At 43.8% G+C, this 20001-nt stretch carries 20 protein-coding genes; 7 read left to right on the forward strand and 13 right to left on the reverse strand.

Annotated features, from left to right (window positions below; translation table 11 throughout):
* Positions 1-170: 170 nt before the first annotated feature.
* The 13 genes from FS736_RS05520 to FS736_RS05580 form a co-directional block, all read right to left on the reverse strand.
* A complete protein-coding gene (locus tag FS736_RS05520) occupies positions 171-899 on the reverse strand; it encodes a YwaF family protein (RefSeq protein ID WP_144475353.1) in 729 nt (242 codons plus the stop codon).
* A gap of 212 nt (positions 900-1111) precedes the next feature.
* A complete protein-coding gene (locus tag FS736_RS05525; protein ID WP_144475354.1) occupies positions 1112-1513 on the reverse strand; it encodes a hypothetical protein in 402 nt (133 codons plus the stop codon).
* Positions 1514-1555: 42 nt separating this feature from the next.
* Positions 1556-3169, reverse strand: coding sequence for a hypothetical protein (locus FS736_RS05530; RefSeq protein WP_144475355.1), 1614 nt, complete (start codon positions 3167-3169; stop codon positions 1556-1558).
* Positions 3170-3171: 2 nt separating this feature from the next.
* Positions 3172-3951: an ABC transporter ATP-binding protein gene (locus FS736_RS05535; protein ID WP_144475356.1), complete on the reverse strand. Its 780-nt coding sequence runs from the start codon at positions 3949-3951 to the stop codon at positions 3172-3174.
* A gap of 151 nt (positions 3952-4102) precedes the next feature.
* On the reverse strand, positions 4103-4501 hold the full coding sequence (locus FS736_RS05540; protein WP_144475357.1) for a PepSY domain-containing protein: 399 nt from the start codon (positions 4499-4501) through the stop codon (positions 4103-4105).
* 60 nt (positions 4502-4561) lie between these two features.
* Positions 4562-5296 carry a sulfite exporter TauE/SafE family protein gene (locus tag FS736_RS05545; protein WP_144475358.1) on the reverse strand — a complete coding sequence of 245 codons (735 nt, stop codon included), beginning with the start codon at positions 5294-5296 and terminating at the stop codon, positions 4562-4564.
* Between the two features lie 616 nt (positions 5297-5912).
* On the reverse strand, positions 5913-6890 hold the full coding sequence (locus tag FS736_RS05550) for an aldo/keto reductase (RefSeq protein ID WP_144475359.1): 978 nt from the start codon (positions 6888-6890) through the stop codon (positions 5913-5915).
* Between the two features lie 112 nt (positions 6891-7002).
* Complete coding sequence (locus FS736_RS05555) at positions 7003-7269, reverse strand: hypothetical protein (protein WP_144475360.1); 267 nt, start codon at positions 7267-7269, stop codon at positions 7003-7005.
* 25 nt (positions 7270-7294) lie between these two features.
* Complete coding sequence (locus FS736_RS05560; protein WP_260983530.1) at positions 7295-7834, reverse strand: GNAT family N-acetyltransferase; 540 nt, start codon at positions 7832-7834, stop codon at positions 7295-7297.
* Between the two features lie 352 nt (positions 7835-8186).
* Positions 8187-9512, reverse strand: coding sequence for a hemolysin family protein (locus FS736_RS05565; protein ID WP_144475362.1), 1326 nt, complete (start codon positions 9510-9512; stop codon positions 8187-8189).
* Between the two features lie 154 nt (positions 9513-9666).
* The gene (locus FS736_RS05570; protein ID WP_395883504.1) at positions 9667-10422 is read right to left on the reverse strand and encodes a TerC family protein; all 756 of its coding nucleotides are present in this window, start codon (positions 10420-10422) and stop codon (positions 9667-9669) included.
* A gap of 34 nt (positions 10423-10456) precedes the next feature.
* Positions 10457-10600 (reverse strand): FbpB family small basic protein, encoded by a 144-nt coding sequence (locus FS736_RS05575; protein WP_144475364.1) that lies wholly within the window; start codon positions 10598-10600, stop codon positions 10457-10459.
* Between the two features lie 399 nt (positions 10601-10999).
* Positions 11000-12226: a globin-coupled sensor protein gene (locus FS736_RS05580; RefSeq protein WP_186326674.1), complete on the reverse strand. Its 1227-nt coding sequence runs from the start codon at positions 12224-12226 to the stop codon at positions 11000-11002.
* Between the two features lie 467 nt (positions 12227-12693).
* Here FS736_RS05580 and FS736_RS05585 point away from each other — a divergent pair, with 467 nt between their 5' ends.
* The 7 genes from FS736_RS05585 to FS736_RS05615 all read left to right on the forward strand — a co-directional run bounded on the left by FS736_RS05585 (position 12694) and on the right by FS736_RS05615 (position 19941).
* Positions 12694-13836, forward strand: a complete 1143-nt coding sequence (locus FS736_RS05585; protein ID WP_144475366.1) for a glycosyltransferase family 4 protein — start codon at positions 12694-12696, stop codon at positions 13834-13836.
* A gap of 25 nt (positions 13837-13861) precedes the next feature.
* Positions 13862-14845 carry a metal-dependent hydrolase gene (locus FS736_RS05590; RefSeq protein WP_186326675.1) on the forward strand — a complete coding sequence of 328 codons (984 nt, stop codon included), beginning with the start codon at positions 13862-13864 and terminating at the stop codon, positions 14843-14845.
* 97 nt (positions 14846-14942) lie between these two features.
* Positions 14943-16334, forward strand: a complete 1392-nt coding sequence (locus tag FS736_RS05595) for a UDP-glucose dehydrogenase family protein (protein ID WP_144475368.1) — start codon at positions 14943-14945, stop codon at positions 16332-16334.
* Positions 16303-16827, forward strand: coding sequence for a phosphatase PAP2 family protein (locus tag FS736_RS05600; RefSeq protein ID WP_144475369.1), 525 nt, complete (start codon positions 16303-16305; stop codon positions 16825-16827). Before FS736_RS05595 ends, FS736_RS05600 begins: the two co-directional genes overlap by 32 nt.
* 81 nt (positions 16828-16908) lie before the next feature.
* Entirely contained in the window at positions 16909-18063 is a 1155-nt protein-coding gene (locus FS736_RS05605; RefSeq protein ID WP_144475370.1) for a glycosyltransferase family 4 protein, read from the forward strand.
* 137 nt (positions 18064-18200) lie between these two features.
* The gene (locus FS736_RS05610; RefSeq protein WP_144475371.1) at positions 18201-18938 is read left to right on the forward strand and encodes an EAL domain-containing protein; all 738 of its coding nucleotides are present in this window, start codon (positions 18201-18203) and stop codon (positions 18936-18938) included.
* Between the two features lie 19 nt (positions 18939-18957).
* On the forward strand, positions 18958-19941 hold the full coding sequence (locus FS736_RS05615; RefSeq protein WP_144475372.1) for a diguanylate cyclase domain-containing protein: 984 nt from the start codon (positions 18958-18960) through the stop codon (positions 19939-19941).
* The last annotated feature ends 60 nt before the right edge of the window (positions 19942-20001 follow it).

Below are 20001 nucleotides of genomic sequence, written 5' to 3' on the forward strand. Positions count from 1 at the left end.
TCTATAAAAAAGTGCTGTTTCCCTTCCATTCTAAAAACTTTTATTAAGAAGGATAACTTGAACATTGTCTTCATAAAAAAAGACAGATCTTGTATGATCCGTCTCACTTGGCACAATTCTTTAACTTTTTCAGATGTTAACGAGAACTGCATTCTCCACTGCTGCTGACTCTACTTATGGAACATGCCAACCAATTGCTTGCGATTCTCCCTTTTGATCAGCTGCCACATCGGGATATACGAGAAGCTGAACACAATCAGCGCGGCCACTTCTAGATTCAGGTAGTACATAATACCGCTTCCGAAAAAGGAAAGGATCGTTTTCGATTCAGTTGGACTCGCCAGGTAGAAGAAATTCGTGTCAAACAGGAAGTTGAAAGTGAAGATGGGAACGGCAACGATATTCACAACAAGATAAGAGAATAGAATGGCTTTGCGGGGGACTCTGTAGCCTTCATATACGATGAAATACAATACGGCAATCGGGATGGCCGAGTGATTGAGGAAATACTCGATAAAATCAATATGAGGAAATGTATAAACCATTTCAGGCGTCACCATCGCCAGAATCGCTGGCAGGGAGCCGATAAAATAGAGCACATAAAATGCTTTTACATTCTTCCTCAAAAAGATATACATCGCCAAGAAGGAACTCATCGAACACAGTTGCAGAGGAAGATCACTGATTTCCCACTGGCCAGTCAGGATCAGCCAGGATTGATGTGTTAACTGGCATGCCACCAGCGTCCAGAAAATGGTCCATTTCAAAACATTTTTATGCGGCCTGATCTGCCTTCTGAACAGCACCAGTCCAAGACAGACAGCAAAGAACAGTCCCAGAGTAACCAGATGCTCAGCAGAAAACAACTCAAACCCCTGCATCCCCGTAACGGAAAACATGATGTCATCACCTCGCTGTATTTTAAAAGTCGGTTAACTATAAATATATGCGCGGGATGATTTTTTGAGCACAGGAGTAGAAAATATGGGTGTAGCATGCGACATAGGGACGGTTCCAGCATCTCAAGTTTGCGCACAGTATATCAGGTGCTCTATATGTATAAAAATAAAGCACAGGATACGTCCCTGTGCTTTATTGCCAGTTTGAACTATCAGTAATCATACACATTCAGAATCAATATATAGAACGGGTAAGCGGTCAAGCCTGTTATCACCATAAGACCAGTAACGGGGTTGGGGGCATCTCCGCCATAAGTTATCGGAAATAAAAAGGCGAATAGATAAATAAAAAGAGCAAAATACAGTACCCAAAGGAGAACGGTCCAAAGTTTTGCTTTTCTTCCGCTCAGCCATTTTTTCGTTAAATGAGAAATCAGCAATGTGCCAGCTATAATTTCAACTATGAATGTTACACCAGTCAAAATATTGACCGTACCGATTTCCCAATCCGTCATCCTGCTGATCCTGTATACATTCACCAGTAGTTCAATTGGAATAAATACCATTAGAGCATAAAGCAAACTAACAGCATTCAATTTAATGAAATACTCCATTGTTACCCCACCCTCGGGAATTTTCCCTTGCTTAAACAAGCATTACCTCAATCTCTTCCACAACACCAAATTGGCAATCAGCAGCAAAACCGCATACCCTAATACCCCAAAAGCCAGCTTCATTGCAAAATAGTGCAGTCCTGCAAAGACCGGGATGATGAGGAACAGGAGAAATATCCCAATATCTCCGCTCTGTTTTACGGCGTCAAACGGCTGGGAAAAGGCTAGTTCCTTTTCGCTTGTGAAAAAGCATAGCACTGTATAGATCAAGGCAGCCAATAGTACCGCAAATAGGTCGTCTGCAATCCTCAGCCCGAACAGGAAACTGAATATGACCGACACGAACAGGAACAAGGGCAGGAACAGCTGGAACAAAAATGCTTTTAATGCTGCTTTATTAACATTCGCAGGATTTTCCACAGGAGCGACCTGATAGATCCAGCCTCCTTTATAGGAGCCAGAATGCGCGAGCATCATGACGGAAGTCGGGATGACAAGCATGACGGAATAGATGGTCAAATAATAGCCGCTCTCCCTGAATTCCTCGAAAGTCATCATCGAATAGCTGTTGAACATGAACACGAACGGAATCACCACTGCAAACCCGAGCGAAGGATAGACCTTCAGCTTGAAATCGCGCTCATTTTTCATCATGATTCTGGCGAACCGGAAAAATGGCAGTTCCTCTTTGGAGACCAGCATCGGCATGGAACGGAACAGCTTCCATTTGCTGTCTGCCTTTTTCTTTCCAGTCTGGGCCGTAAGTTTTTGCAAATTGCGTTCGAAGTCCGGAATCATTTTCACATACACAGAGATGGACACAACGGGGCCAAGCACTGCAAAAATCATCAGCACAACGTTCCCGACACTCCTACTGGCCCCAAGCAATACTTCGAATAGGCCGCCGAACCACATCGGCGGAAGCAGCAGCTGCCACCAGGCAAAATTAAGCTGATAATCGAGGTTCACCAGTTCAAATGAACGCGCCACAACCTGATAGCCAATCATGACGCCAACCGACAGGGCAATTTGGACGTAATTGATGATATCCTTAAGCTTTTCCCCGTCAAAATATTGCAAAATGAACAAGTACAGCAAAGCCGTAAACGCAATGATGAAGATGTCCGCCAGCACAAATGAAACGACCAGCAGCAAGCTGAACATCGGTCCCTTGACGAACAGGCTGACAACCAATGGGATCAGCGCGGTTGCCATGGTTATATACAGCATGTAAATCGTCACATGCAGCAATTTTGCCATGCTCACCGTCTTCGAATTCAGCGGTTTCGTACCGAGTACGCTTTTATCGCGCAGATCCAGCAGGACCGAGGAAAAATCGGAAATCAGCGTTGTCATGATAATGAACATGAAAATGCTGAACAAGATGGACGCTTGAAACAGATAATTATCTTGTAAAAATAAAAACGGGATCAGCATCAGCCCAAACAAGCCATAAATCCACAGCGATTTGAAGAATTCGTTCTTCTCTGGCCTATCCTTCTTCTTCCTGGACTGGTTAAACACCGTCGGCTTCCTGCGCTGGTCCATCGTCAGCTTGACCTGGAGAATCCGCCGCATCGTCTTGTAGTCAACGTCCATTTTTAAAAAGAAAGGCCTGAACAAATCCAGCATCCTTAAAATGAAAAAGTTCTCCATCGTCACCCCTCCCTGACAATGGATACAAATTCAGAGGCGCGCTCCTCATGCTCATGGAACCCGGTCATCTGGTTGAAGATATTCTCAAGCGATCCCTCTTTGCTCTGAGTCTTCAACTCTTCAAAACTGCCATTCGCGACGATATGCCCCCCGTGGAGCAGGACAATCCGGTTGCTGATCTTCTCGACGACATCCATGATATGGGAGGAGTAGAAAATCGTCTTTCCTTCAGCAGCAAACCGGGCAAGAATCTCCTTGAACACCATCACACTGTTCGCATCCAGCCCTGTCAAAGGCTCATCCAGGAACAGCAAGTCAGGATTATGTAAAAAACTCGATACAATCAGCGTCTTCTGCCGCATCCCTTTCGAAAAAGAAGAGATCCTCGAATGGTAGACATCACCCAGTCCGAACACATCAAACAGCTGCTCCGCTTTCCGGTCCGCATCTTCATAATCTATCCCATACAGCTCGGCAACAAACGTCAAATATTCCTGGGCCGTAAGCGAATCATACATTTCTGAGGTCTCAGGAATATAGCCGATTCTCCGTTTGTAGCCAGCACCCTGCCCGGCGATATCCTCCCCAAAAATCTCGATTTTGCCCGAATACCCTTCCTCAAGCCCAAGCATCAGCTTCACCGTCGTACTTTTTCCAGCACCATTCGGCCCAATGTATCCAATGATTTCCCCTCTATCAACCTTCAAATCTATGCCTTTAAGCACTTCTTTGCTTCCATATGATTTAGTCAAACCGGTAATCGATAATATTTCAGAAGACATGACTTTCCCCCTCATCCATAAATGGTTTAAAATACCATATTTATATCTTAACATAGATGCAGAAGGAGGATGCTTTTGTCATTCACATCTCTAAAAGTCTGGGAGCTGATTTAAACAGAAAAGGTTGCAGGTAATGCTTAGCCACAACTCTCTAATTCAAAATAGTGACTTTCCCATTGTCCGGGTTTACCCTGACTCTTAAGTCCGTATCCTTAGATTTAACCTTGAAAGAATAAAAATGTGTGAGGGCGAATGGATGATATCCGGTTCCTTTAACGGGGACGATCGGTATCTTTTCATCTATAATTTCATATTTCTTCAGGACGATTTCCTTTGCCTGTTGGTAGGTGAATTTCGGGAGTGAAAAATAAAGGATTGAAAAGAATAGCAGAATAAATAACCAGTATGGCAGCCTTCTTTTTTGCTTCGTGTCTTTTCTAAAATAGAGAGAAGTGGACGGCCAGACGCCTTTATATATTGTCTGGTCAATAATGGTGATCGCCATAAAGGAAAAAACCAAAATGACCCACCCCAGCTGTGCTTTTATCATATCAATTCCTCCAGGCAGGCTATAAATATTCAGTTAAATTTTACCAGAAATCCAGAGTTCTCACACCACTTTTTCCAAAAAGATTTGAACGACCAGCGCCACTGTCATCACCCGCAGTATTGGTTTTACATAGCGGGGGTTGAGCTTGCTGGCAATCCTGACACCAATCTGCGCTCCTGACACTGAACCTAGCATCAAGGCGATGGTCACTGGCCAGATCACCGCTCCTGTTGAAATATAGGTAATGGCTGCACCTAGGCAGCTTGAAAACGTAGCAAGCCGGACATATCCGACTGCCCGGATATAGGCGATGTTCAAATAGCCAAACAAATACAGCATCAGCGTTCCCTGTCCCGGTCCAAAAAGCCCATCATAAATCCCAATCGCATATAACCCCGGGATGCTTTTTCCTGAAGGCTTCAGTGGCTGATCCCCTGACATGTCCCCTTTTCCCAAAAAAGAGGCAAAGAAGGCAAAAATCAGCAAGCCAATTGCCACGACATACATATCTTCACTGGAGATTTTCGATGCAATGAATCCGCCGGTGACACCGCCGCCAAGGCTGACTGGAATGAGCCAGAAGGACTCCTTGAAAGTGATTTTCTTTTCCCTGTATAGATGGAAGAAGCTTGAGAAGGAGCTGATCGTATTCGAAACCTTATTCGCAGCAATCGCCGAATGCACCGGGATTCCCAAAACAAGCATAGATGGCAAACTGATCAGGCCTCCTCCACCCGCCAAAGTTCCAATCGTAGTCGCTAAAATGCCAATAAAAAAGAGAATGATATAATCCATAATTTTACACCTCCTGACTTTATTATATTTCTGTTTTCGTAATAAGAATATTCGATGTTTTCGATGGTTGATGATAAGTAATAGTTATCAATAAAGCATATTATGATGCATCGTGACTAAGGAATCACTTGTCAGTCAGAACCTCTTCCGTTTTTAGGACATAAACGGAGCACAGTTATACTTCCCTGTGCTCTTTTTTGCCTAAAGGTACCCTTATGCGCTCTTCTCTCCCTCATAAGGGTGTCTTTCTTGGCTAAAGGTACCCTTATGCTGCTCTTTTCTTTCCCATTAGGGTGTCTTTCTTGGCTAAAGGTACCCTTATGCTGCTTTTCTCTCTTTCATAAGGGTGTCTTTCTTGGCTAAAGATACCCTTATGCTGCTTTTCTCTCTTTCATAAGGGTGTCTTTCTTGACTAAAGATACCCTTATGCTGTACTTTTCTCTCTTATAAGGGTGTCTCTCTTGACTAAAGGTACCCTTATGTTGAATTTCCCCCTCTCATAAGGGTGTCTCTCTTGACTAAAGGTACCCTTATGTCGCCATTTTCTCTCTCATAAGGGTATCTTTCCCCAACAAAAACAGGGACAGCATAATGCCCGTCCCTGTTAGTCTTTTGATTATGGCAATTTCACGCCGCGTGAGCTCACATACAATGAATACCATTCATCGCGGCTGAGGTTGATGTTGACTGCGTCTCCGCATGCTTTGATCCGCTCTGGATTCACGGTGCCGATGACAGGCTGGATGGCGGCAGGGTGTCTCATCAGCCAGGCGAGCACGATCGCTTCTGGTGTCGTTTGCTTCTCTTCGGCCAGCCTTTGCACCATCGCTGCGGTCTGCTTGACACTTTCACATTCATTATTGATATTCTTTCCAGTATAAAGCCCTTTTGCTAGTGAACCCCAGGATTGAATCTGGATTCCCTCCATTTGCAGGAACTCGAGGGTCCCGTCTGGGAAGGTGTTCTGGCTTGCAGCTTCTTGGTTCACATGGACGCCGGTATCAACCCAGCCTATTTTATGCAGGCTCATTTCCAGCTGGTTGACGATGATTTTTTCATCGGTATGCCGCTGCAGCAATCGGATTTGGCCAGCGCTCATATTGGAAACACCGAATGATCTCACCTTGCCTGAGGCTTTTAGCTGATGAAAGGCTTCCCCCACCTCGGCCGGTTCCATCAATGCATCGGGACGGTGCAGCAACAGGATGTCCAGGTATTCGATGCCAAGCCTTGAAAGGATGCCATCCACACTGTCGAGTATGTAGGATTTTGAAAAATCATACCTGCCTGGCAGACCAGATTCCTGGTCACCAAAACGAATGCCGCATTTCGACTGGATGATGATTTCCTCGCGAAGACCGGGCTTTTCTTTTAAAACCTGTCCAAAAACCTTCTCTGCTTTACCCAGCGTATAAATATCTGCATGGTCAAACATATTGATTCCTGATTCTAACGCAGCTTCCACTGCTTCATGTGCTTGTTTCACATGCTCTGGCTCGATCGGACTGCGATCCCAGCCTCCGCCAAGACCCATGCAGCCAAAAACAAGCTGCGAAGCATTCAATCCATTTTCATTAATAGGCAGCTTTTTCATTTCTCTGTACCTCCTTTAAAACTCTTTGCAAGACATTTTACCATACTAAAGGGCAAGGCCGTAAATCACAGGGGCTGATGCCACAAAAAAGAAACACAGGATAATCCATGCCTCAGCTCTCCTTACCTTTCATCAGTTTGTACGTTGTTAAAGCCGTCAACACTAGCCCAAATCCGAGCATGACCCCTCCGCCGACCAAAAAAGAATCAATATAACTTTTTACAATGATTTGATAAAACCCTGTATCGGCCCCGCCACGGTCTGCCAGCCAGGAGTCAGCCATCGATATGCCAAATGAAACGCTATTAAAAGTCAAAATTCCTCCTGCCAAAATGCATAAAGCACCAATGATCACAAAGCCTTGCAAATTTTCTTTCATCCCCGTCTCACTCCCTTCAAAAAATTCATTTGATGATTCCGTAACAGACAAGGTCTTCAAATTGATCCTCTTTCTTCACCTGTTGAAGTAAAATCCCCTCTTGCTTCATGCCCAACTTTTGCATGACTTTTCCGGAAGCCGGGTTCGACTGAAAATAGCGAGCATACACCTTGTGATAGCCCTTTACCTCAAACGCAAAATCGACCATGGCCCTGGCTGCCTCCGTCGCATATCCTTTCCCCCAGTATTCTTCTCCGATCCAGTAGGCGATTTCACCATTACTGTACTTCTGGATATTAGACAAGGCCACTGCTCCATATAACTCGCCGCTTTCCCTGTCTGTTACAGCAAACTCATATAATCGATCGGCATCAAAATGCTCCTGATGTGTTGCCATCCACCCCAAAGCATCCTCGATCGAGTATGGATAAGGCAGGTTCAGCGTGCTTTTATAAAGATTATAATTATTGCAAAGCCTGGCGACAGCGGGTGCATCCGACTCTTGAAATAACCTTAGCAAAAGTCGATTAGTCGTAATTGTCCTGTTTGTTGCATCAAAAATCACGGGAAATCCTCCATTCATGTAAAAAAGAACCATCTTCCGCCTTAATTAGGAAAGAATTCAACAAAAACCTGTCATTCTCCTTTTCACATGGAGTGGTTTTCCTGGTTATTCCGCGAGTTTAGTTACGAATCCCGCGAAACTAGCTGTCAATTCCGCGAAAATCTACATGAATTCCGCGAATTCACACCGGAATTCCGCGAACTGTAAATGCCTGGCTGAATTAAGAGAAATCCTTTTTCATTCTACTAAAGCAACGTAAACAGAAAAAGCACAGGAGACAAAATCCCCTGTGCTTGCTGTTCAAATATCTACTTGCTCTGGACACCGGCCAAATCAGGCAGCAGATCCGCTACTATTCTGATATTCCGGCAGAATCTTTAATACGTACATTAACCCGTGCAATCCTTCTGTCATCCATTTCGGCAACTGCAAACACAATATCCTTATATTCCACCTCTGGCCGTTCATCATGTCCCGGAATATATCCAAGCTGGCCGAGTACAAATCCGCTTAATGTATCATAGTCTTCACTAGGAAGTTCTATCTTTAAAACTTCCTCCACCTCATACAGATTGAGGGTACCATCCATTGAATATTGGTTGGTATCAATCTGTTCGATCTCGGCGATATCAAGTTCCGGTTCATCATACTCATCGAAAATATTGCCGACGATTTCCTCAATCAGGTCTTCAATTGTCACTATTCCATCGGTCCCGCCATATTCATCAATGGCAATCGTCATATGAATATTGCTCTTCTGCATAACCTTGAACAACTGATCAAGCCGCATCGATTCCAGGACAAAGCTTGGTTCACGGAGCATGCTTCTCAAGTCGAACTCTTCCTGGTCCGCACATTCTATGAACGGAATCAAATCCTTCGTATGAAGGATACCGATGATATGATCGATGTCTCCATCGTAAACAGGCATTCTTGTGTATTTTTCGAGGTTGACGATCTTGACCGTCTCTTTTAGGCTGGTGTCAGCTGAAAGCGCGACAATATTGGTCCGGTGGGTCATGATGTCGGACACCGTCTTATTATCGAATTCAAAAATATTGTTGATCATTATTTTTTCTGAATCCTGTATCGTTCCTTTTTCCCTTCCGACATCCACCATCATCCGGATTTCTTCCTCTGTCACATTCTCTTCTTCTGCATTGGGATCGACCCCAAACAGCCTGACAATCCCATTAGTGGAGAGTGTCAGTAACTTTACGAAGGGTGACGATACCTTGGATAAGAATGTCAAAGGTGCAGCAGCAAACATGGCAATCGGTTCTGCTTTTTGAAGCGCAAGCCGCTTTGGAACCAATTCTCCCAACACGAGGGTAAAATACGACAACACCAGCGTAATTGTAATGACAGAAACCAATTCAAGCATGCTTTGAGAAAGCGGTACTCCCCATTCGTTCAATAATGCAGCCATTCTTCCCGCAAAGCTTTCGGCTGCGAAAGCACTCGCCAGGAAACCTGCCAGCGTGATGCCAATCTGGATGGTCGCCAAAAATCGGCTTGGTTCTGACGTTAGATTTTCCAGCATTTTTGCCTTTTTATCTCCGCTTTCTGCCATCAGTTTGATTTTATTATCATTTAAAGATATTAACGCGATCTCTGATGCCGCAAAAAATGCATTCAGGACAATCAGGATCAATAACACGACTATCTCGGTTCCCAAAAGGGATCGACCTCCAAATTTATCTTTTTCATGATTGTATCACAAAGATTGAAATAACAGGGCATTCGGAGCATTTCAGCTAAACTGCCTTCAACCAATAAATAGATGCTCATCTATATCCTTTGCATTGACATTTTAAAATCCCCTGCCATATTTAGACAACCTGCTTTTCCGACTTATCCTTAGTCAAGAACCAGCCAGCTGCTGCAATGCCAACAAGGACAGTATAGAAGAACAGCTTCCACTCAACTGAATGAGCGAAATCGTAGGAAAGGACTCCGATTTCAGGATGCCCCAGCGTCAATACAGTCAGTTTGACTCCTACCCATCCAACAATCGCAAACGCGGCGATTTCGAGGCCTGGCCTTGATTTGAGCAGTTTCACAAACAGGTTTGCAGCGAAACGCATGATGATCAAGCCGATCAATCCTCCGGCAAAGACGACCAGGAACTTGCCGCCATCCATTCCGCCAATTTCCGGCAGGCTGGTGTTCGGCAGAGTCATGGCCAGTGCTACAGCCGCAAGGATTGAGTCAACCGCAAATGCGATATCTGCCAGCTCGACCTTAAAAACAGTCGCCCAGAAACCGGATTTCTTTTTCTCCTCAGCTTCGCGATCGTCTTCCACTTTCTTAAAATAAAGCTTCCTGACGATATGATTGATCGCGATGAATAACAGGTATAGCGCTCCGATTGCCTGCACCTGCCAGACATCGACAAGGAAAGAGATGATAAACAAAGATGCAAAGCGGAATACAAACGCTCCTGCCAGACCATAGAATAATGCCTTTTTCCGTTCCTCTTCCGGAAGATGCTTGACCATGATTGCCAATACTAATGCATTATCAGCTGCCAGCAAACCTTCCAGAGCGACTAACAGCAGCAATACCCATCCATACTCAAATAACATTGTCAGTTCCAATCGCTTATCCCCCTTTTAAAAATTAATAAGATGCGTTTCCAGCTTTTTGATCCAGACGTCTCGCTTCGATCCGCTCTTCGATTTTTTCCATCTGCTTTTCATCCTCCAATAGCTCACGCCTGTTAGCCTTCAGCAATTCCTCAAAAGTCACTTTTTTCTTTTTCATCTGATCCAGCTCCTTTCAATCGTTTGATTGTGAAAGTTCCTGTTCGTCTGGTTCAGGTCTGTAAAATATAAAAAGGACCTTCGCCAGACACGGCAAAGGTCCTATGACAACAAAAAAGACCTTTACCAAAACGGTAAAGGTCTTGCTAACAACGTCAAAGTTGCCAACAAAGCCGGGAGATATCAAACCTCCGAAATGACGACTCTGCTGTAAAAGCTACTCCCCTTTAGGAGAACTATTCAATTAATTACATACAATATAATTCATGGACAGGGTATCTGTCAAGAAGTAATGGGAACCGGTGAGTGGTTCCCATCCATACCCTCATTGCTCTCACATGTACGAAAAGGCGCCCTATGTACCAGGGAACACCTGAACTGCCCTGGAATTTGCCTATTATCAGAGATCTTGAGTAATGTGGGTCAGATTGTCTGTCGTGATGGCCAGGTGATCTACAGCCCGGTTAATTTCCTCGAAGTATTTTGAGAAAGTTTCAAGTTCTGCTTCAATCAGTTGGCTTTGATTTTTGCTTTTGTCCACTTCCTCCAGGATTCTATTGAAGAAGTCTGTGATTTGATCCATTTTAGCAGATCCGCTTCTCACTAATTCATTTACTTCAAATGACTTAGAGCTCACATTCTCAATCTGTGCATTCGTTTTCTGGATAAGGTCGCTAACATTCACTACAGAGGCCTTTGTTTGTTCCGCCAGTTTTTTCACTTCATTGGCAACGACCGCAAAGCCTTTCCCATGTTCTCCAGCTCGTGCTGACTCAATGGAAGCATTCAAGGCAAGAAGATTGGTCTGCTCGGCAATTCCCTTCACCAGTTTAACCACTTCATCAATCTCCTGGGAGATACTTTTTAAATCCTTGATCTCAGTGTTGATCGTGGACATATGGTGCATAATGTTTTGCATCTGTGCCTGCTGAAGATCAATTCCCTCTTTTCCTTGACTAGAACGGTTATGCACTTCCTCTGCTGATTGGACACCAAATCCAGCCAGCTCGACCATCATTCTCGTTTTTTCCATAAGAGTCGTTACAGAAGCACTCGTTTCTTCAGTGACGGCAGATAATTCCTGGGCAGTAGCTGCTACCCTCTCGCCAATTTGCTTCTTGCGCTGCTCTTCCTGTTTAATTCTCTCTACTTCTTCCTCATATGCCTCCAGCACCAGCTGTTGCTCAAGGTTGAGGATTTTCGAAACAACATTAATCGCTTCCAAAAGTTCTTCTTTATCAGCGATATAATTGTTCAGGATTGAAACAAAAGTTGTAAAAAGACTCTGGAATGCAGCCATATACCACTTGGTTTTCAATCCGATTCTTACATGAACATGTGCTATCGTGTTTCTTTCCCGGACAAATTCACGATCGATTTTCCCATCAAACATTTCATGAATATGCCTGGACAGCGTATGCTTCAGTCTTTCGACACTGCTGTTATCATCTATGATTTTCAACAGGCTTGCTTCTTTGCGAATTTCTGTATAATAGTTTTCCGTAATTGTCTCAAGATGCTCTGCAATGAAAGGCTGGATTATCTTAGCAATCGCAAGGTCTCTCCTGGTCAAGCTGATGATAGAAAGCTGGTTAGCGAGATCTTGGTTAAAAGAAGTATCCAGCACAATATCGTTCTCCAGGTCCTCAATAACATTAAAAATGTGGTTTATGTGACTTTTTCTCTTTAGCAATATTCCCGATACCTCTTCCCCTAAATAGTAATGACAATATGATTTTCTCATGGAAAAGGACTATCTTCCTGTATGAGTGTGTGAATTTTACAACAAATTCACAATACAAGACACAATTTCGACAATTTTCGCCAATAAACAAGGAGTATAGGAGGGTTACTCGCTCTCATGGGTTACCTCTTTTTCCCATTAAAATGAATTTTGAGGTGCAAGCACTTTTAGGAGAAATTCTGTCTAGCTGTTTCTTAATCAACTATTGCCTCCACCTCCTGCCCTTACAAAAAGTTAAAACAACTTTTACATTGGCAAAATAAAAATCTGAATATTCACCATATAGAATAGAAGCAACGGGACAATGAGCTTTAAATATTTGAATTCTAACCTACAGGAGGCTTTAATCTATGAGAGTTGCCATTTTCACTGATACCTTCTCCCCGGATATCAACGGGGTTTCGATTACCTTGAGCCACTTTACCAATTACCTGGAGAGCCAGGGGATCGTGTACAAGGTTTTTGCTCCTGATTCACGCTCGGGTGAATATATTTCCGAACATATCCGAAGATTCAAGAGCTTTTCCCTTTTCCTCTATCCAGAGTGCCGTTTTGCCTTTCCGAATGTGCGCAGCATCAAAGCAGAGCTTGAAGCTTTTGCTCCAGACATCATTCACATCGCCACTCCCTTCAATATGGGACTTTGCGGTCTCTATCTCTCGAAAAAACTGAACATCCCGGCAGTTGGCTCATATCACACAAATTTTGACCATTACCTGAAGTTCTATAATCTTTCTTTTTTATCTTCTTCACTATGGAAATACATGCAATGGTTCCATAAGCCACTTAGAAAACTTTTTGTTCCTTCCCATGAAACAATCCGGCAGCTCAAACGGCGCGGCTTCAGAAATACGGTACTATGCCCTGCCGGTGTCGATTGCACCCTTTATCAACCTGGATATGATCAAGATTCAACCAGAAAAAAATACGGTTTATCTAAACGCTTCACTTTGAGCTTCGTCGCCAGGCTCGCTCCTGAAAAAGACCTCCACACCCTGATGAATATTGCCTCCTCCATTCCGGCCGAGCTGAATGAACAGATAGACTGGATCATCGTCGGTGATGGACCGATGCGGGAGGAACTTGAGGAAAAGGCTCCTTCTAACATGAAGTTCACAGGATACCGTACCGGAAAAGACCTGGCTGAACTCTACTCGATATCTGATGTTTTCGTGTTCCCTTCTCCTACCGAAACATTCGGCATGGTCGTCCTTGAAGCACTCGCAAGCGGAACGGCTGCTGTCACTGCCAATTCGGGAGGAGTTAAAAACATCATCAAATCCGGAAAAACAGGGTTCACTTGTGAACCTGGCAATGTATCAGCTTTTACAGAAGCGATCGTCCACCTTTTAAAAAATGATCATCTCAGAAAAAAGTTTCAGGCAGAAGCAAGGTTATATGCGCTGGAACAAAGCTGGGAGGTTATTTTTGAAGAAATGCTCTGGCATTACCGCGATGCCACTGTCGGAAATGATATCTCAAAATTCGCTTAGACCATCTTTTTAAGGAGTGATGGAAATGGATACTTTTTCGCATATTGTCATTGGATTGGGGCTCGGAGCGCTTGCCCACATGGATACTGCAGTGTCTTCAAGCGAATCGATGGCCCAGGCGGTTCTTATCGGGACGGTACTGGGTTCTAATTCACCAGACTTGGATATAATCAGCCGTATAAAGGGGAAAGGATGTTATTATCGAAATCACCGGGGAGCATCACATTGTTTGCCCGCACTGCCAATTTGGGGCCTTGCCATCTCTTCAGCCCTCCTCCCCTTCTTTCCCGGCGTAAACTTTTTCAGTCTATTCTTCTGGATCTTTCTCTCGGTCCTCCTGCATGTTGTTTTCGATCTATTCAACATGCATGGAACACAAGTATCACTTCCGTTTTCAATAGAATGGATTGCTTTTGACGCCATTCCTCTTATTGACCCATTTATTCTTCTAGTCCATTTTATCGGATTTTTCCTTTTAATCTGGTTCAATCCAGGACCAGTCTTCCTGCTTATTTATTTCTTCATTTCGTTTTACCTGGCAATCAGAGCGCTTTCTTCCTTCCTGACCAGCAACCGCCTGGGGAAGCATTTTAACAATGCAGAAAGGATAAAACTCATTCCCCATGCCAGGTGGTTCAGTTGGGATGTCATCATTGAAACCGACACTGACTTTATCTTCGGAAAGCATACTTTAGACAGCCTTATAATTGATCATACACTTTCGAAAAAAATCAATTTCCCGGAACTTGTGCTCTCTAGCAGAAGCCATCAACATGTTTCCGACTTCCTCTCAAGTACTCATTACGCTTACCCTTTTGTTGAAAAAAGGAATGCAGGATATTTTGTTTTTTGGAAAGACTTGAGGTTTCGATCGAAGAAGTTCTTTCCCAACTCCGCCATCCTTTTTTTCACAGCGGACCAAAAACAGCATGGGAGTTATATCGGTACTATGAATTCTTTAAAACACTACAAAAATGTCATCACAAACTTGAAAAAGATGACATCGTAATTCGGTCTCAATTCTTTACATTTATTTTACAACAACTCAAGAATGCCTTAAGTTTGTTCCATTATGATTAAAGAAAGAAACTTTTAGGAGGGATTGGATGAAGATTGCTGTTGCTGGAACTGGGTATGTTGGATTGATAACTGGTGTATGCCTTGCTGAGATGGGTTATGATGTCGTCTGCTCGGACATTCGTGAAGACAAAGTCCTCCTTCTTCAATCTGGGAATGCACCAATTTATGAGCCTGGAATCACTTCTATGCTGAAAAGGAACCTGGATGCTGGCCGCCTTCTTTTTACAGCGGATCCGAAAATCGCTTATAAGGATGCAGACATCATCTTTATTGCAGTAGGGACTCCGGAAAATCCAGATGGAACAGCAAATCTTGATCATGTCTTCGAAGCAGCTTATACGATTGGTCTGAACCTCGATAAAGATTCTATTATTTGCACTAAGAGCACGGTGCCAGTTGGCACTAACGAGCGAATCAAAGAAATCATCCATAGCGTCAAACCCGCCCATATTGAAGTACACACGGCATCTACCCCCGAATTCCTGCGTGAAGGCAATGCGATATATGATTTTTTCCATGGCGACCGTATTGTCATTGGAACCGAGTCGGAGTATGCCGTACGAACAGTTGAACAGCTTTTTCTTCCTCTTAAAATCCCGATTGTCAATACAGACATCAGAAGTGCTGAAATGATTAAATACGCATCCAACGCATTCCTGGCCACAAAAATCAGTTTTATCAATGAAATTGCCGCTATTTGCGATAAAGTCGGAGCGAATATTGAAGAAGTGGCCTTTGGAATAGGCAAGGACCGGCGGATTGGCCCTCAATTCCTGCAAGCTGGCATCGGGTACGGCGGCTCCTGCTTCCCAAAGGATACGAAAGCACTTGTGCAAATTGCTGGCGATGTCGAGCATCAGTTTGAACTGCTTGAAGCGGTCATCAAGGTCAATAGCCGCCAGCAAGCAATTACTGTGCAGAAGGCTAAGGAATTGTTCGGTTCACTCGAGGGCTTGAGAGTTGCTGTATTGGGGCTTGCATTTAAGCCGGACACGGATGATATTCGTGAAGCAGCCTCACTCACGATTCTGAGGGGCCTGCTTTCGGAAGGCGCTTCAGTCATCGCCTATGACCCGGTTGCCGTCCCAAATGCCCGAATTATTTTTGAAAATGCGATCGATTACACGACTAATATCGAAACAGCCATTTCAGGTGCTGAATTAGTGATAATCGCAACGGAGTGGGATCATATTAAGCACCAGCCACTTGAAAAGTATGTACAGCTGATGAAAAAACCTATTATTATCGACGGCCGCAACTGTTACTCTCTGAGGGAAGTCAGCAAGCATTCCATTACTTATTATTCAATAGGGAGATCCTCAACCCAATCAAAAATGGCTGAATGGCATCACAAGTCCCCAATTCTGACCAGGGAAGGACGATTCGATGAAACTTTTACTAGTATTCTACCAAACTGATCAAAGGATTTTCCGGGGAATCAACCGCCATTATCAAAACAAATTCCTGAATGCCTTTTTCCGTACAATCACCCATGCAGGCGGTGCAAGGTTCACGATTTCATCCATCCTGCTGCTGGTCCTGTTTTTAAACGGACCGATCAGGCAGGCAGCTTTTGCAAGTGCAGCTGCTTTAGCGCTAAGCCATCTCCCGGTACATTTCATTAAAAAATGGTACCCGCGGAAACGGCCCTATATCATCCTGGAGAATGCTTTTTTCCCGTCGAACCCGCTGCAGGACCATTCATTCCCTTCCGGACATACGACGGCAATCTTTTCATTGGTCCTGCCTTTCATATTATTCATGCCAGTCTTATCGGCTGCTTTGGTTCCCTTGGCCTGCATGGTCGCCCTTTCGAGGGTATACCTTGGTCTGCACTACCCAACAGATATTCTCGTCGGTGCCCTGCTTGGGACAACAGCCGGTATACTCAGTTACTCGTTCCTTCTTTGAGAATCCGAGGATTGCATATGTACGAAGAAAACGTGAGAAAAGCTTAGTCTGAGTATGTTTTTATCAAAGGAGGGGCCTGGCATGAAAATCGCATTTTTCACTGATACCTTTTATCCAGAGATTAATGGAGTCGCCCGTACATTGAAAAGATTCACAGACTATCTGGCAGAAAAGGGACATTCCGTCAAGGTGTTCGCCCCCGAGAATCCAAGCGGAGAGTATGTTCCGTCCCATATCCATCGATTTAAAAGCGCATCCTTCTTCCTGTATCCAGAATGCCGGGTCGCTTTCCCTAACTATTTTAAAATCAAGGGAGAACTGGAAAAATTCAATCCCGATCTCATCCATGTCGCAACACCATTCAATCTTGGCATCATGGGTTTATATTGCGCAAAGAAGCTGAAAATTCCGCTGGCTGGCTCGTATCACACCGATTTCGACCAGTATCTGCAATTCTATGACCTAGGTTTATTATCCAGCCTGCTATGGAAATACATGAACTGGTTTCACCAGCCACTGCAGAAAATCTTCGTTCCGTCTCATGATACAATGGCTCAATTGACAGAACACGGATTGAAGAATCTGGAGCTCTGGCCAAGGGGCGTTGACTGTGAGCTGTTCCACCCATTTTATGACAAGCTCGCTGTCCGGAAGAAATACTCTTTTAGAAAAGAATATATCTTATCCTATGCAGGCAGGCTGGCTCCGGAAAAAAGTGCCGGACTCCTGCTGGAGATTGCTAAAAACATGCCGCCCCAGATCGCCGATAAGGTTCATTGGCTAATCGTGGGTGACGGGCCAATGAGGGAACAACTTGAAAAAGAAGCACCTGCTAATATGATCTTCACGGGCTACCTAAAAGGCGGTCAACTCGCTGAAGTCTACTCAGCATCCGACCTATTCATCTTCCCTTCTGCTACAGAAACATTCGGAAATGTCGTTCTTGAATCACTTGCCAGCGGCACCCCTGTCATAGGAGCAAACTCTGGGGGAGTAAGAAGCATCATTGAGGATGGAGTGACAGGACGCTTATGTACACCACATGATATCCATCATTTTGCTGAGGCTATCATTAGCCTCCTTACATCAGACAGCAAGAGAGTTCAAATGGGCTACGAAGGCAGAAACTATGCACTCACCCAAAAATGGGAGAGGATTTTCGATAATTTAATAAGCCATTATCTTCAAATAATAGAAACAAGCATTCAGCCTGCACCCTTCCAAAAAGAAGCGTAGTCCTTACGCTTCTTTTTTAATTTGAAACAGGACTATCTTCTTAGTTTTTTAAGAAAAATTTACGAAAATCTTACAATTTATTAATAGTAAAATAGTACATTTGGATTATAAATCATATTTTAGGATGGGATTATATAATGACAGCGATGATATTAGATTCTTCCAGAGACCGTTCTTTCCAGTTATTTAACTTCCAACATGCATTTCAGCCAATCTACAACTTGCAGGATGACTATGTTTTCGGGTATGAAAGCTTGATCAGACATCCTGAAATCCCGAATCCCGAAGTTCTATTTTCACTTGCCATGCAGCAGAATCAGCTATTTGATTTAGATTTTCACTCCATCGCCAATAGCATACATACATTCGAGCAACAGTCCAGGTACTTAAATCCTCCTCGTTTGTCTGTCAATGTCTTTCCATCCACACTTTTAGACCCTGATTTTCTAAGGCAACTGAATCGATTAATGAACAAGGTAGCTTTAGCACCGGAAAGCATTATTTTTGAGCTGAATGAAGCAGAATCAGTTATGTCATTGGGCAAGCTGACAGATGTGATTCACTGCCTTAGATCCCTTGGTTTTAGATTTGCACTAGATGATCTTGGGAAGGGACAATCCTCCCTGCGGATTGCTTTAGAGCTTGAACCTGACATTGTAAAACTTGATCGATATTTTTCAATGGATTTGGGACGATCCATCAAGAAACAAACGTTCCTGAATTGGATTTCTTCATACTTTATTAATGAGGGTGTCTCAGTCACACTTGAGGGTATTGAAACTGCAGAGGAGTTGACCATTGCCAGACAAGCAGGCATCCAGTTTGGCCAGGGCTACTTCCTAGGCAGGCCGGAGCGTTATCTTCTGCATACATAAATGAAATGAAGGTGTAGTTATGCAAGTGACAATTGGGGAGATTGCAGAGAAAGTGATGGTGGTTAATCCTTCAACCAAATGTGAATACATCTATATGATATTCAAAAACACACCGGAGATCGAAGGAGTCGTGGTTTGTTCAGAAGACCGTCCAATCGGGTTAGTGACGAAAACGAAATTTTACCAGAAGTTATCGATCCAGTATGGGTTCGACCTTTTCATGAAAAGGACTGTTGATTTGGTGATGATCACCGATCCGCTCATTGTTGACCATTCAGTACCGATTACTGAAACAAGTGCACAAGCGATGGATCGCGCACAAGAACATCTGTATGACTATGTGATCGTCACTAGAAAAGACCGCCTGGTCGGCATTGTCAGCATCCGGAATTTACTAATGAAACTGGCTGAAGAGCAAATCAGCATTGCCCGCTATTCTAACCCACTAACAGGACTGCCAGGCAATTTCGAGATAAAAAATGCACTCAAGAAGGCGATTGCATCCGAAAATTACACGGTCCTATATATAGATATCAATCTATTCAAATCATTCAATGATACATTTGGATTCAAGCTTGGCGATGAAGTCATTCAGCACACTGCGACAATTCTGAAAGAAACAGTACTAGAAAGCCACAACAAACTGGATACTTTCGTCGGTCATATCGGAGGAGACGATTTCCTTGCCATCCTTCCCCATCATGATTACAAGGATATCTGCCAAACCTTAATTCATCATTTTGAACAATTTGCCCACCAATTCTACACGACTGAAGAACTTGAACATGGCTATATCCATGGAATCAGCCGAATGGGTGTACTAGAAAACATCCCGCTCGTCGGATTGTCCATCGCTGTAATCCAAAACAAGGACTTCAGCTTCAGTACAATAGAAGAAATAAGCAAGGAAGCAGCACGCATCAAAAAACGCTGCAAATCACTCCGCAGAAGCGTTTACCTTACGAGCGAGGATAAGGTGACTGGAGGCTTTCCACAAACTTGAGAAGATAAACAAGGGCCTGGCCTTCCTTTTCAACAGATTTTTCAACTATCATTTAAGTAT

The sequence above is a fragment of the Cytobacillus oceanisediminis 2691 genome, assembly GCF_007678455.1.
GTDB lineage: Bacteria > Bacillota > Bacilli > Bacillales > Cytobacillaceae > Mesobacillus > Mesobacillus oceanisediminis_A.